Origin of the sequence: Mesorhizobium sp. M0159, from assembly GCF_040322295.1 — a bacterium.
Lineage (GTDB): Bacteria > Pseudomonadota > Alphaproteobacteria > Rhizobiales > Rhizobiaceae > Mesorhizobium.
In genome coordinates, this window is the sequence record NZ_JAMYTF010000004.1 from 73,281 (window position 1) to 87,255 (window position 13,975).

General features: G+C 62.2%; 13 protein-coding genes. 11 read left to right on the top strand and 2 right to left on the bottom strand.

Going from position 1 to position 13,975, the window contains the following annotated elements; all coding sequences use genetic code 11:
* Positions 1 to 197 precede the first annotated feature (197 nt).
* The 4 genes from NKJ32_RS05525 to NKJ32_RS05540 are packed head-to-tail and all read left to right on the top strand — an operon-like array spanning position 198 to position 4,707.
* Positions 198 to 1,250 carry an ABC transporter substrate-binding protein gene (locus tag NKJ32_RS05525; RefSeq protein ID WP_352470927.1) on the top strand — a complete coding sequence of 351 codons (1,053 nt, stop codon included), beginning with the start codon at positions 198 to 200 and terminating at the stop codon, positions 1,248 to 1,250.
* An 18-nt stretch (positions 1,251 to 1,268) separates the two neighbouring features.
* Complete coding sequence (locus NKJ32_RS05530; protein ID WP_352623084.1) at positions 1,269 to 2,777, top strand: sugar ABC transporter ATP-binding protein; 1,509 nt, start codon at positions 1,269 to 1,271, stop codon at positions 2,775 to 2,777.
* Positions 2,774 to 3,739 carry an ABC transporter permease gene (locus tag NKJ32_RS05535; RefSeq protein WP_352591481.1) on the top strand — a complete coding sequence of 322 codons (966 nt, stop codon included), beginning with the start codon at positions 2,774 to 2,776 and terminating at the stop codon, positions 3,737 to 3,739. The genes NKJ32_RS05530 and NKJ32_RS05535 overlap by 4 nt, the downstream gene beginning before the upstream one ends.
* Positions 3,736 to 4,707, top strand: a complete 972-nt coding sequence (locus NKJ32_RS05540) for an ABC transporter permease (protein ID WP_352449116.1) — start codon at positions 3,736 to 3,738, stop codon at positions 4,705 to 4,707. Before NKJ32_RS05535 ends, NKJ32_RS05540 begins: the two co-directional genes overlap by 4 nt.
* Here the strand turns inward: NKJ32_RS05540 and NKJ32_RS05545 are convergent.
* Positions 4,681 to 5,622: an amidohydrolase family protein gene (locus NKJ32_RS05545; RefSeq protein WP_352623085.1), complete on the bottom strand. Its 942-nt coding sequence runs from the start codon at positions 5,620 to 5,622 to the stop codon at positions 4,681 to 4,683. The two genes, NKJ32_RS05540 and NKJ32_RS05545, sit on opposite strands and share 27 nt — an antisense overlap.
* Positions 5,623 to 5,700: 78 nt before the next feature.
* Between NKJ32_RS05545 and NKJ32_RS05550 the strand changes: the two genes are divergently transcribed.
* From NKJ32_RS05550 to NKJ32_RS05575, 6 genes are all read left to right on the top strand, one after another.
* Positions 5,701 to 7,020: an alanine racemase gene (locus tag NKJ32_RS05550; protein WP_352623086.1), complete on the top strand. Its 1,320-nt coding sequence runs from the start codon at positions 5,701 to 5,703 to the stop codon at positions 7,018 to 7,020.
* A gap of 49 nt (positions 7,021 to 7,069) precedes the next feature.
* Complete coding sequence (locus NKJ32_RS05555) at positions 7,070 to 7,414, top strand: RidA family protein (RefSeq protein ID WP_352623087.1); 345 nt, start codon at positions 7,070 to 7,072, stop codon at positions 7,412 to 7,414.
* Between the two features lie 9 nt (positions 7,415 to 7,423).
* On the top strand, positions 7,424 to 8,431 hold the full coding sequence (locus NKJ32_RS05560; protein ID WP_352470934.1) for a succinylglutamate desuccinylase/aspartoacylase family protein: 1,008 nt from the start codon (positions 7,424 to 7,426) through the stop codon (positions 8,429 to 8,431).
* Positions 8,432 to 8,486: 55 nt separating this feature from the next.
* Positions 8,487 to 9,665 (top strand): hypothetical protein, encoded by a 1,179-nt coding sequence (locus NKJ32_RS05565; RefSeq protein WP_352623088.1) that lies wholly within the window; start codon positions 8,487 to 8,489, stop codon positions 9,663 to 9,665.
* A gap of 367 nt (positions 9,666 to 10,032) precedes the next feature.
* Positions 10,033 to 10,185 (top strand): helix-turn-helix domain-containing protein, encoded by a 153-nt coding sequence (locus NKJ32_RS35490; protein WP_502896956.1) that lies wholly within the window; start codon positions 10,033 to 10,035, stop codon positions 10,183 to 10,185.
* The gene (locus NKJ32_RS05575) at positions 10,185 to 11,492 is read left to right on the top strand and encodes a type II toxin-antitoxin system HipA family toxin (RefSeq protein ID WP_352591498.1); all 1,308 of its coding nucleotides are present in this window, start codon (positions 10,185 to 10,187) and stop codon (positions 11,490 to 11,492) included. Before NKJ32_RS35490 ends, NKJ32_RS05575 begins: the two co-directional genes overlap by 1 nt.
* Positions 11,493 to 11,779: 287 nt before the next feature.
* Here the strand turns inward: NKJ32_RS05575 and NKJ32_RS05580 are convergent, their stop codons facing one another.
* A complete protein-coding gene (locus NKJ32_RS05580; protein ID WP_352591501.1) occupies positions 11,780 to 12,223 on the bottom strand; it encodes a MarR family winged helix-turn-helix transcriptional regulator in 444 nt (147 codons plus the stop codon).
* Between the two features lie 97 nt (positions 12,224 to 12,320).
* On the opposite strand from NKJ32_RS05580, the gene NKJ32_RS05585 reads away from it, so the two are divergent.
* A complete protein-coding gene (locus NKJ32_RS05585) occupies positions 12,321 to 13,922 on the top strand; it encodes an FAD-dependent monooxygenase (protein ID WP_352623089.1) in 1,602 nt (533 codons plus the stop codon).
* The last annotated feature ends 53 nt before the right edge of the window (positions 13,923 to 13,975 follow it).

Genomic DNA, 13,975 nt, shown 5'->3' on the forward strand with positions numbered 1-13,975 from the left:
CGCTTGAAAGATGTCAAGGCTCAGTCTAGCATCCATTTGTCCGATATACAGGCCTAACGTCTGAAATATCGGACAATAACGAGCCAGGCGCAGAAAGTCCTGACGAGAAAACAGGCGGTTTTCCGAGATGCGGCAACCGGCGGGTTTTCTCGTCCCGACCCCGCACGCCCAGGCCATAACCTCAGAAGGGAACAATCATGACGAAATCCTCGTTTTTCGCATCCGCCAGTGCCCTTTGCCTCGGCCTTCTCCTCAGCCTCGGCGCCGGTTCGCAAGCCAACGCCGCCGCTAAATGCATCAAGGGCGATCGCAAAGCACCATATACGATCGGCTGGGCCAATATCTATTCAGTGCCGACCTGGATGAAGCAGACACAGGGCACGATAGAAGCCGAAGTCGAGACTTTGAAAAAGCAAGGCTTGGTGGACAAGCTCGTCGTGACCGATGCCCAGGGCGACGCCAACGTCCAGATTCAGCAGATCCAGTCGATGATCGATTCCGATGTCGATGCCATCATCCTGATCGCTGGTTCGTCGACCGCGCCGGCGCGCGTGCTGGCGGACGCCTGCGCCAAGGGCATCGCCATCATCAACTTCGACAGCCTCGTCGATACCGACCAGGTGACCGCCAAGGTCAACACCGATTCCTCACAGTGGGGCGACCAGGCGGCCAAGTTCCTGATCGACGCCATCGGTGGCAAGGGCAAGATCCTCATCCTCAATGGCCCAGCCGGCGTTTCGGTCAGCGACGACCGGCGCAAAGGCGCCGATGCCGAGCTTAAGGCCCATCCCGATGTGAAGGTGCTTGCCGAGACGAACACGCCTTACAATGTCGCGCCCGCCCAAGAGGCCGTCACCAGCCTACTTTTCGCCAACCCCGAAATCGACGGCATCCTGTCGCTGGGCGGCGCGTTGTCGGCGGGCGCCGTGCTCGCGCTCGACAAGCAGGGCCGCGACCAGGTGCCGATCACCGGCGAGAATGCGCGCCAGTTCCTCGAACTGTGGAAGGAAAAGGGCCTGAAGAGCTGGGCGACGATGCAGCCGAACTGGCTCGGCGCCTTCGCCACCTACACCGCCGTCCAGGCACTGGAAGGCGAGGATGTGCCGGCTTTCGTCAAGATCCCGTTGCCGGTGATCGACAATTCCAACATCGACGAATACCTCGCCCGGGCGAAGGATTTCCCGGCTGACGGGTATATCTATTCGCCGTACGATGAGGATCTATTTAAGAAGCTGCTGGCCCAGAAATAAGCCTGAAGGGTTGTAGCATTGACAACCACGGCTCCGCTTCTCGCCGCGCGGGGGGTGTCGAAGTCCTTCTTCGGCAACCCCGTTCTGCGCAACGTTTCCATCGCTCTCCAGCCGGGCCGCGTGCATGCGCTGCTGGGCGAGAACGGCGCAGGTAAGTCGACACTGATCAATCTTTTGTCCGGCGCCTTGCGCCCGGACGGCGGGGCGATCGAGGTCGATGGGCGCCCGGTCTCGCGCATGACCCCCGCTAATGCGCGACAGGCCGGGATCGCTGTTGTCCAGCAGGAACTGAGCCTGACGGCCAGCTTGTCCATTGCCGAAAACATCGGGCTCGGTGCCTATCCCAAACGGTTCGGCTTGATCGACTACAGCGAGCTTGCCGTCCGGGCCAAAGCCGCATGCGATCTTGTCGGGCTTTACGAACCGCTGTCTACGCCGGTGGGGCACCTGTCCCTCGGCCGCCGGCAGATGGTGGAGATCGCCAAGGCGCTTTACCGCCGGCCGCGCGTGCTCATTCTCGACGAACCCACCTCATCGCTATCGGCAACTGAGACAAAAATCCTCACCGACCTGCTGGAGAGGCTTCGGGGCGAGGGCATCGCTATTCTCTACATCTCACACCGACTGAACGAGGTGATGACGCTGTGCCAGCATGTCACCGTGCTCAAGGACGGGACCTGCACGGCGGACTGCTCGCTGGAAGGAACCGATGCCGCCGGACTGGTACGGCTGATGGTCGGCCGCGACCCCGGCGATCTCTTTCCACGATGGCGGCCTTCGCCATCGCCGGCCGACGCCATCTCGGTTCGTAAATTTTCGGCCGGCCTGATGCGCGACGTCGATCTCGACATCAGGACGGGCGAGGTGCTTGGCATTGGCGGCCTGGTCGGGCAGGGGCAGGAAGATCTGCTGCTTGGCCTCTACGGCGCGATCCCCGCCAGGACGGTATCCGCGACGGTAAACGGTGTTTCGGGTTTGCCCCGCGGCGTGCCGAACGCCAATGCGCTCGGCCTCGCTTATGTCCCGGCTGACCGCAAGCGCGAAGGCCTGCACCTGATCCATCCCATCATCACCAATATGATGCTGCCCGCCTTCGCAAGGCTGCCGGCGCTGAAGCTGCGCAGCCGGCGTGCCGAGCGCGATATGGCAAGGCGTCTCGCCGCCCAGCTTGCCATAAAGGGCGACCTCGACCGCCCGGCGCAGGCACTCTCAGGTGGCAACCAGCAGAAGGTCGCGCTGGCGAAATGGATGCCACACGAGCCGCTTGTACTTCTCCTCAACGACCCGACGCGCGGCGTCGATGTCGAGACCAAGCGTGAGATCTACATGATGCTTCGCAAACTCGCCGCCGCCGGCAAGGCGATCGTGCTGCTCAGTTCCGACACACCCGAACTGGTGCACCTTTGCGACCGCGTCGGCGTGGTCCGCGAAGGCCGCATCGTGGCCATGCTCGAGCGCGAGGCACTGAGCGAGGAAGCCATCGTTTCCGCCGCAATGGGTGCCGAACAGCAGAAAGTTGCGGCATGAGCGCGGTTGCATCCTCAAGCCAAGCCGGCGCGCTCTACTGGCCGGTTCAGCTGCGCCGCAATGTCGGCGTGCGCAGCCTGTTCGCTGTGGTCCTGGCGTTCGTCATTGCCTACGGTTCCCTGTTTCCCGGCCTCTTGACAGCGTCCGGTTTCGCGAAATTCACCCAGAGCTGGTTTCCGCTGGCGCTGGTCGCCATGGCCCAGGCGATCCTCATGCTCACCGGCGGCATAAGCCTGGCCATCGGTGCCATGGTCAGCCTGGGCGCGGTGATCGCTGCGACGACGATGACTGGGCCGCTGGGCGTAGCCGGCGGTGCCGCTGCGGTGGCGCTGACCGGTCTCGGCATCGGTGCCGCGATCGGGTTCATCGTCGTGAAACTTCGGTTGCCGGCGATCGTGGTGACGCTCGCTGGCTCCTTCATTATCGGCGGCGCTGCCCTGCTCATCCTGCCGAGGCCGGGCGGCGCCATACCCGAGTGGCTGTCGGACCTGCTTGCCGGCAACACGCCGGCGGCATTCGTGCTGCTGGTACTCATCGTGCTTTTGTGGAAACTCTATCTCGCCACGCCGCTTGGTTTGAGCATCTATGCTGCAGGCGAAAATCCCGTCGGCGCCTACCGCTCCAGCGTGCCGGTCGACGGTGCCCGGATCGCCGCCTACGCGATTAGCGGACTGCTTTGCACAGGCGCCGGCCTGTTCATCGCCGCGCAAACGGGTTCGGGCGATCCAGTCATCGGCACGGCGTTCACGCTGAATTCCATTGCCGCCGCAGTGCTCGGCGGCATCGGTTTCCTCGGCGGCCAGGGTACCATGCGCGGCGCTCTTGCGGGCAGCCTGCTGCTCAGCCTGATGATCAGTGTCATGTTCTTCCTCGGCTTCACGCCGGTCGCCCAATATGTCGCCCAGGGCCTCATCATCATCGGGGCGGTCGCCATCCCGCAATTCCGCAAGGTGCAGCAATGACAGCACGGAAAGACAGCGTGAGCGGCAGGCGCGCCGTGACGATTCTGCGCAGCCGGCCCTTCCTTACGATCGCTATAGTTGCGGCGGTATGGATCGCGGCGAGCTTCGCTTCACCTGGCTTCGGCGCTTATGGGCATTTGCGCTATTTGGTTGAATTGGGCGCGGTGATCGGCCTGGTCGCGGCGGGCCAAACTTTCGTGGTGATTGCCGGCGGCATCGACCTTTCCGTCGCGGCGATCGTCACGGTTAGCGCTGTCAGCCTGCCGCTGCTTTCGTGGCAGGCGGATCCGACAGGGCTCACCGCCGTTCTTGCAGTTCTCACGTTGACGAGCGCAATCGGTCTGGTGAACGGGCTGGGCGTGGCGCTGTTGCGCGTTCATCCAATGATCATGACACTGGCGATGGCGACATTCCTGCAAGGTCTGCTGATCATCATCGCCGGCGGCAGTGCCGTGACCGCCGAGAACCCGCTGGTCCGCTGGCTCGGCAATGCGCGGCCGGTCGGTATTCCGGCAGGCGTGCTTTTGTGGGTGGTCATTTCAGTGATCGTTCTGACCACGATGCATGCGACATCCCTTGGCGCCCGGATATTCGCGATGGGCGCCAATCCGCTCGCCGCGGCGCTGTCCGGGGTTCCCGTCGCCTCGACCACGCTGGCGGTCTACGGCATCAGCGGCTTCTGTGCGGGACTTGCCGGTGTGTTGGTCCTCGGCATGAACGGACAAGGCTATGTCGGTATCGGCGATCCTTATCTGCTCGCCTCGATTGCCGCCGTGGTGCTTGGCGGCACCTCGATCCTCGGCGGGCTCGGCACCTATGCCGGCACCATCCCCGGCGCCATCCTGCTGGTTACGATCACGGCGCTGATCACCGTGGTCAACGCATCGCCCGGCTGGCGCAGTATCCTGTTCGGGTCGCTGATCCTGGGGCTGCTGCTTCTCTCAGGCAGAGAGCAGGCCCGCCGATGACATATCCTCCAGCCGATAAATGCGCCGTGCATTGCCGTAGAACAGTGCCGTCTGCTCGTCCGCGGAAAGCTCTCCTGCAATGGCCTTGAAGCTGTCATACACCGCATCGAACGATGCATGCAGGCCGGCGACTGGAAAGTCGCTGCCGAACATCGCGCGCCACGTACCGAAACAGTCGATGCAATGCATGACAACCGACCTTAGGCTGTCGAGCGTCCAATCATGATCGTAGGCGACCAGATCCGATATCTTGATGGCGACGTTCTCGCGTTCCGACAAAAGCCGCAGCCCTTCGCGCCACACCCGCATCCCGTCCGCATCGCGATCGATCGGGCTGCCGCAATGGTTGAGAACAAAGAGCTGGTCCGGAAAGGCCGCTGCGAGGCGCGCCGCGCCGGTGAGCTGGCGCGGAAACACCATCAGGTCAAAAACCAGCCGGCGGCGCCCAAGCAGGGACAGGCCGGCACGCCAGGCCGGATCGTCCATGATGCCGTCGCGGGCGGCAAAACGACGGGCGGGATTCGGATCCCAGCTCAGTATGTCGCGTACGCCGACGACACGGTCGAATGCCGCCTGCGCCTGGACCAGCGCCGGCGCTTGGCGGTTCGCCAGAGGTACGTGAACGACGTAACGGGCGGCCACGCCGCGCGACTTGTCGAGGGTTTCAAGCCACCGCGTTTCACCGACGCAGTCATCCCCGGCCCAACCGGCTTCAACATGGACGGTGGCGACGACACAGTGCTGGCCGGCGTCGCGCAAATAATCTTCAGGAAGGTAGTTTCGCCGCAAGGGGCCAAGCTCGCCCAGACCGCCGCGTTCGCCAGCCGTGGGCGTGAGCCAGGGATGGCGGCCGAGGCCGAGATCCCAAAGGTGATGGTGGGCATCGATGATCGGTCCGCAGTAACGCTTTGGCACGTATCTCTCTCATGGGTGTGGCCGGCATCGGAAATCGATCCGGACTTCATCCTGCGAAAGCGAAAGGACTAGCATCGGATGACCGAAAACTCACCCGTACTGTCGCTCGCGACTCGTGAAAATTTCCTGCTCGACGATCGTATCCGCGGCGTGCCGCCTGGCACCCTCGGGCTGGACAGCAGCTTTGTCGCATCTGAGCGCTGGCATCCAGCGCATGGACGTATGTCGTTGCCGGTGTTGACCCTCGACGAGGAGGCCTTCATCGCCAATCGTGACCTGTTCCTGGGGTATGCGCGAGAACAGGGCGCCGTGATCGCCCCGCATGCCAAGACCCCGATGGCGCCTGACCTTGCCCGGTCGCTGATCGAGGCCGGAGCATGGGGCACGACCGTCGCCGACATAAGGCAGGCCACAGTGATGCTCAGAGCCGGGCTCTCTCGGCTGATCATCGCCAATGAGGTCGGCGGACCAGGTGGTGCGAACCGACTTGCTGTCCTTGTCGGCGCCTGGCCAAGCGCCGAGTTCTACGTTTTTGCCGACTCTTTCGACGCAGTGAATGCGCTTGCTGAAGCTTGGCGCGCCAATGCGACGCTGCCGCCATTGCGCGTGCTCGTCGAACTTGGTGTGGGAAGGGCAGGCGCCCGGACCACCGGCGAAGCCGAGGCGATCGCCGACGCGGTTGTAGCAGCCGGAGGGCGGCTGCTGATCGCCGGCGTCGCAGCCTACGAAGGTGCCGCGGCGCAAGCCGATCCTGGCCGCACCGATGAGGCGATATCCGCCCTGTTGGCAATGACAGCCGATATGTTCCTGCGGCTCCGCGCCCGCGTCGGCGGCGACACCCCGCTGATCGTCACCGCCGGCGGCTCGGTGTACTTCGACAAGGTGGTCGCAGCGCTTTCGCCCCTCGTCTCCAGGGACGGCAATGCCACGTTGGTGCTGCGCAGCGGCGCCATCTTCTTTCACGACCATGGCGTCTACGACAGGTCGCTCGGCGCACTCGATGCCCGCGACGGTTTTGCGATCGGCGGCGTCAGTGCTTCCGCACGAAATTCCTTCCATCCGGCTTTGCGCCTGTGGGCCGAGGTACTGTCGCGGCCGGAGCCCGGCCTTGCTATCTGCGGTATGGGCATGCGCGACGTGTCGTTCGACCAGGGCTTTCCGAAGGTCGTGACCATCTTTCGTGCCGGCAAGCAGCTGCCGAAAGCGCGTGCCGAGGTCTTCAAGCTCAACGACCAGCACGCCTTCCTTACAATTGCGTCGGGCGACGATATTGCCGTTGGTGACGTCGTTGAATTCGGCATCTCGCACCCCTGCACCTGCCTCGATCGCTATCGCGTGATTTTCGGCGCCGACGCGGACGGGTATGTCCGCCACGCCTTTCCCACCTATTTCGGCTGACCAGATATCGCGGCCACTTCCAAAAAAGAGAACCTCGAAAGGATCTGATATGATCAAGTACTTCCAGTCCGGCTCCCGCATGTCCCAGGCAGTCGTCTATGGCGGCCTCGTGCACATCGCAGGCCAGGTGGCAGACGACCGCAAGGCCGGCATCGAGGCTCAGACGAGCGACGTGCTCTCCAAGGTCGAGGCGCTCCTCGTCGAGGCCGGCAGCAGCAAGTCGAGGCTAGTGGCGATCAACATCTTCCTGCCGCAGATCGCCGACTTCGATGCCATGAACAGCATCTACGATGCCTGGGTGGATCCTGCGCGCCTGCCGGCGCGCGCCTGTGTCGAGGCGCGTCTCGCCGATCCCGACCTCCGCATAGAGGTCACTGCGATCGCAGCTGTCTGAGCCGCCGCCATGCACACCGGCCTCAGCCATACGCTCGACTTCGACCGGGACGGCAAGACACTCGGCCATCTCAGCATTCCGTTTTCGATCGACCGTTCGCCCTATTTCCAGGTCAAGGTCCCGATCTGCCTTGTCCGCAACGGCGAGGGCCCGTCGGTGCTTCTGATGGCCGGCAATCACGGCGACGAATATGAAGGCGAGCTGTCGCTGGCAAAGCTGGTGCGCCGGCTCGATCCCAAGCAGATCAAGGGTCGCGTCACCATCCTGCCGATGGCGAACGTGCCGGCGGTGATTGCCGCAAAGCGCTGCTCGCCACTCGACGGCGGCAATCTCAACCGCGCCTTTCCGGGCGACCCGTCAGGCACGCCAACAAGCCGGCTTGCCAATTTCCTGGAGATGGAACTGTTTCCCCGCCACGACGTCATCTTCGACATTCATTCTGGCGGCACCTCGATGGAGCATCTGCCGACCGCGCTTGTCGAGCACAATACCGATCCCGACCGGCATCGGCGCGGTGTGGAGCTAATGCGGACGCTCAGCATGCCCTATGGGTTCGTGGCCGACAACGGCCAGGCCTCACCGACCTCCATGGGTGCGGCGCGCCGGGCCGGCGCCATCGGCGTCAGCGGAGAGTTCGGCGGCGGTGGCACTGTCACGGTCGATACGATGGAGATTACCGCCCGCGCACTCGACGCCCTGATGGCCGCCTTGGGAGTGGTTGAGGCGCCGGTTCTTGCACCGGCAACCGGGCCTTCGGCGCCGACGCGGCTTCTTTCGTTGTCTCGGCACAGTCAGGGCCTTTATGCCACAAGCCGTGGTTGGTTCGAGCCGGCAGTCAGGCTGGGCGACAGCGTGACTTCAGGCCAACTGGCGGGCTGGTACCACGACCTCGAACGGCTCGACCTCGCCGAGCAAGCCCTGCACTTCCTCGAAAGCGGCATTGTGCTTTCGCGGCGGCTGCACACGATGTGCGAGGCGGGAGACTGCCTCATGCAGGTCGCCGAGCCGGTCGACTGATAAGAAGCCCTCCCGACCATACGCTCATATCGGGATCAAGACTGAGGATAACCGGATGCAACTGTCCATGTGGACCTATCCTTGGGATGTCCAGGATCTGGGCTTGGAGACGGTCGAGCGCGATCTTGTCGAGCGTGCCGGGCTCAACATGATCAGTCTGGCGACTTCGTATCACGCTGGCCGGTTCCTGCAGCCGCGCAGCCCGCGCCGGAAAGCCTATTTTCCGGAAGACGGAACCATCTATTTCAAGCCAGATGCGGCACATTGGGCCGACCTTGCCATCCAGCCCAAGGTGGCGGACGTGATCATGGAAGGCGGCGATGTGCTTGGCGACCTTGTGCGCCGGCGCGAGGTGGGCGGGCTCGGCGTTTCGTGCTGGACGGTCTGCTTGCACAACACCCGGCTCGGCATGCTTCATCCGCAGGCCGTAACCCGCAACGCCTTCGGCGATGCCAACTACTACAATCTCTGCCCATCACATCCGGAAGCGCGCGCTTATGTCCGCGCGCTGGTCGCCGATATCTCGCACAGCTACAGGCCGGACCGGATCGAGCTTGAAAGCCCGTCCTTCATGGGCTTCGCCCACGAATACCATCATGAGAAAGATGGTGTCGGGCTGACGCCGGAAGACGATTTTCTGTTGTCGATATGTTTCTGTCCGTCCTGCCTTGCGCGCGCGGCCGAGGCCGGCGTTGACGGCGAAGTAGCGCGCAAGCTCGTCGGGCAATGGATCGTCGAGACCTGCGAGCGCGCCGTGCCCGAACGGCGCTTTCCAGACTTTCCGGGGAGCGGCCTCGACACTTTTTTGCCATGGCCGGAACTCCATGGCTACCTGCTGTGGCGGTTCGAACCGGTGACCAGCCTGGTCGCCGAACTGCGCGAGGTGGCCAATCCGGCGACCCGCGTTGTCATCATCGATTTGAAAGACGGTTGGCTTGGCGGCTGCGATCTCGCGGCGCTCGGCAAGGTCTGTGACGGGGCAATCCTGTGTGCCTACGACATGCAGCCAGGCGATGTCGCCAGCCTGATGGCGGCCGGACGCGCAGCCCTTGGCGTGGAAAAGTTCCTCGGCGCCGGCTACCGGCTGTTCTATCCGGAAATGGCAGGCCCCGACATCCTCACCGCCAAGGTGAAAGCTGCGATGGCGCCGGATGTCGACGGCATCAATTTTTACAATTATGGCCTTGTCCCTGCCGCACGACTCGATTGGGTGAGTGCCGCAACATCCGTTTGAAAAACCGATCCGTTGCCGCAGTCTGCTAGGACTGACCTCACTTTGCCTTGGAGCTTTATGAGCATGCCGACTTTCGCTTCGGTCACATTGGCCGGCGGCGGCCGGACAAGCTGAAAGCATGGCCATGACGGTCCCTGCGGATCGAAGATCATACGCCCGACCATATTTGCTGCTTATACGCTTCCGAGTATACAGAGTTTTATACGGAAAAGCGTATATTGAAATTTATCTGCGCGAGCGTATAATACCATGGCCAGAGAGGTACGCTGTGGACCAAATCGCCCGAACACCCAAGCAAATTGGAGATGCCGTCCGCCGGCAGCGTCGCAAGCTCCGCCTGAACCAGACCAATGTCGGGGACCAAACGATGCTGCGTCAGGCGACCATCTCGGCCGTAGAGAGTGGCGCGCCTGGGACCCAGCTCGGAACGCTTTGCGACATTCTCGCAGCGCTCGACCTCGAATTCGTCGTCCGCCCTCGGACCAAGGCAAAGCCGGCCGAGATCGAGGACATCTTCTGATGGCTCGTCCGCGGCGGCACATCCCGCTAAATATCTTCTTGAACAGCCGTCTCGTCGGGCGGCTGAATAGACAATCCAGCGGCGCGATCGATTTTCAGTACGATCCGTCTTGGCTTGCTTGGGAGCACGCGCTGCCCGTCTCGCTATCACTGCCTCTGCGTGAAGATCGTTATATCGGTGCGCCCGTCATCGCCGTCTTCGACAATCTCCTGCCCGACAACATCCCCATTCGCCGCCGTATGGCGGAGCGTGTTCATGCTCAAGGAATAGACGCCTACGACCTGCTTGCCGCTGTCGGACGCGATTGTGTCGGCGCATTGCAATTCCTGCCGGATGGTGTCGAGCCAGGCCCCGCTGGTATTGTCAACGGCAAACCCGTTGACGATACCGAGATTGCCCATCTTCTCCGCGATCTGGCATCGGCTCCCCTTGGGCTTGGCGAGGACGAGGACTTCCGGATCTCGATCGCTGGCGCTCAGGAAAAGACTGCGCTCTTGTTCTGGAAAGGACGTTGGTACAAGCCGCTGGCGACGACTGCCACGACGCACATCCTCAAACCACAGATTGGACGGTTGCCAAATGGCATCGACCTTTCCTTCAGTGTCGAGAACGAATTTTTCTGCCTCAAGCTGACAACCGCCCTAGGGCTCCCGAGCGCCGTCGTCGCAATCGAGGAGTTCGAAGGCAATCGCGTGCTCGCGGTCGAGCGGTTCGATCGCCGATGGACCAGTGACAATCGTCTCCTGCGTTTGCCCCAGGAAGACTGCTGCCAGGCCCTTTCTGTGCCGCCGTCACTGAAATACGAATCCGACGGCGGGCCTGGCGTTCCGGCTATCCTCAATTTGATGAAGGGAAGCGACCAACCGGAGGTAGATCAAGCTGCGGTTTTAAAAGCCGTGGTTGCCTTTTGGCTTCTCGGCGCCACAGATGGGCACGCCAAGAATTTTAGCGTCTTTCTTTCTCCCGGCGGCCGGTTCCGCATAACGCCGCTCTATGATGTGATTTCAGCGCAGCCCAGCCTTGATGCGGGACAGATCAAGCACAACAAAATGAAACTGGCGATGGCCATTGGTGACACACGCCACTACCTCGTCGACAGCGTCATGCCACGCCATTTTATCCAGACCGCCGCCAAAGCAGGGATCGGTCCGAAACCCGTCAAGGCGATCTTTGATGAGCTGCGCCAACAGGCGCTAGCGGCGGTCGAACTGGTTTCTGCATCGCTCCCAAAGGATTTTCCTGCGGAAGTCGCTGATGCCATCGGCAATGGGGTCAGGGCTCGTGTACGCAGACTGGAAGAGGCGTGATGCTGAAAGTCGAGACGCAACCAGACTGATGTCGCCATTGCGACAACGTTCAAATGGTCTTCTTCAGCAGCAGCAGCATCCCGGCGGCCACGGCCGCCGCTGCGTCGTCCAGCATGATGCCGAACCCACCCCTTACCTTCTCATGCGCGATAGGATGGGCCAAGGTTGACCACGTCAAAAAAACCGGAAAGCAAGGAACCTGCCGATTACCAGAGCGGCTCGAGCGGCAGCATGGAAAGTGTGACGCGGCGCTACCCGATCCTAGCCAGTGCCTTTCTGGGATAGGATCAACTCACGGATTTGCCAGCCTGTAACTTTCTTACGAGGCCGATCAACTGATCCAGATCAGCGCGTGGAAGCGCAAGTATCTCGGGCGGGGGCTTGTGATATTCCCTTGTCAATTCCTCAATGGTTGCAGCACCCTTGGCCGTAAGCTTGACAAGTTTGACACGGCGATCGCTTGGCGACGGAACACGTGCGGCGAGCCCCGCCTGCTCAAGCCGGTCGACCAGCCAGGTCGCCGTCGATGGATCGCACTGCCATTGAGCAGCCAATGCGCCGATCGGCTTGCCCGCGTCTTTGTCGAGGGTGAAGAGGGCGCGGGAGTCGTTGGGCGTCAGGCCCAATTTCCGCTGGATCTCCAACCGGTCCGGCGCGGACCGGATCAGGAAATCAAACATCAGGCGCCATGCCTCGGTGGCGTGCTGCAAGCGATCTTGGCTCGGTCTCATTCCACGCTCCTTCGAGTCTTGACACATACTTGGACCAATCATATGATTTGATCAATCAAAATGTTTTTGTGGTCAAAGCAATGAGAGGAGATCCGAGATGACCAATACCACGGTTCTCGTCGTCGGAGGCGGCCTGAACGGTCTGACGGCGGCCGCCCTATTGGCTCACAACGACATTGCGTGTGTCCTCGTCGAGCGTCATCCCGACACGTCAATCCAGTACAAGTTTGCCGGCATCTCCCCGCGCAGCATGGAGATTTTCCGAAGCCTCGGCCTCGAGGAGGAGATTCGTACAAATCGGACGGGGGACCAGCAGGCAGGCGCTATTGCGCGCGCCAGGAATCTCGCCGATCCGGAGATTCAATGGGGCGGACCGGCGTGGCCGGATGCAAGTGCCCTCAGCCCCACGCAACCGGCGACGTGTGATCAGCACGTCCTGGAACCGATTCTGCGCCGCTACGCCGAGCGGAACGGTGCAGACGTGCGTTTTAGCACGGAGCTGGTGACTTTCGATGAGGACGAGACCGTCGTCCGCGCGGAAATTCGCGATATCGCGACTTACGCAAAGGAGGTCATCTCGGCCGACTATCTGATCGTCGCGGACGGTGCGAACGGTTCCCTGCGAGAGAGGCTGGAGATCAGCCGCAGCGGGGCAGGCGGCCTTCAGAACTGGATGAATGTAGTCTTTGACATGGACATGCCTCCGACGATAGGCGGCAAGCGCTTCACGTCGTGCTTCGTGACGGACCTCAACGGGACCTTCACGCCCAGGGAGGGTGGACGATGGCTTCTGGCGCTCCAGTACTTTCCCGAAAAGGGCGAGAAACCACAGGATTTTGATGAAGCCAAGTGCAGGGAACTGATCATACGAGGTGCGGGCCGGTCGGACATCACGACGAGGCTTGTCGATGCGCGCTCCTGGGAAGTGGCCGCCCTCACAGCGCGCCAATTCCGCCGAGGCCGCGCGTTTCTTGTGGGGGATGCCGCACATGTGATGCCCCCAACAGGCGCTTTCGGTGGCAATTCAGGTATCCACGACGCCCATAACCTTGCCTGGAAGCTTGCGATGGTAGCACGCGGGCATGCCGATCCCTCGTTGCTGGATAGCTATGACATGGAGCGCCGGCCGGTCATCGAGGCTACGTTGGCGCAAGCGCTCGCCCGCCTACAGAAATGGTTCGACGATCCGTCGAAGCGGTTGCCTCCTCCTGTTGCGATCGTCGAGGATTACGACGTGGTATTTGGCCAACGCTACACTGCAGGCATCGTGGCTCGGGAATCCACACCGGACGATCACCCGTTCCAAAAATCCGCCGAGCTGTCGGGTCGCCCTGGCACGCGTTTACCGCATTTCGCGGTCGGGCGCGCCGGCCAGCGGATTTCGAGTCTCGATTTGTGCGATCGCGATCTTCTTCTCCTCTGCGCCGACGAAGCATGGTGTCAGGCCGCTGACGCCGTAAGCCAACGCCTCCGTATGCCGCTGACCTGCCACGCCTTGGGTGCCAATGGGGATCTGATTGACTTGGACCATCGGTGGCCTTCCGCGCTCGGGGTTGAAAGCGGCGGTGCCGCCTTGGTCAGGCCGGACGGCTTTGTCGCGTGGCGGTCAATGCACGGTGTGCCTGATCGCGTACAGGTGCTGATCGAAACACTTGATGGGTTTGGTTTCCGTACTCAGGCACACGAACACCATCGGTGAGCGGCGGCGAGTGCGGATGCCTCCTGCGTTCTGGCACGCCGATGTCGTCGCCG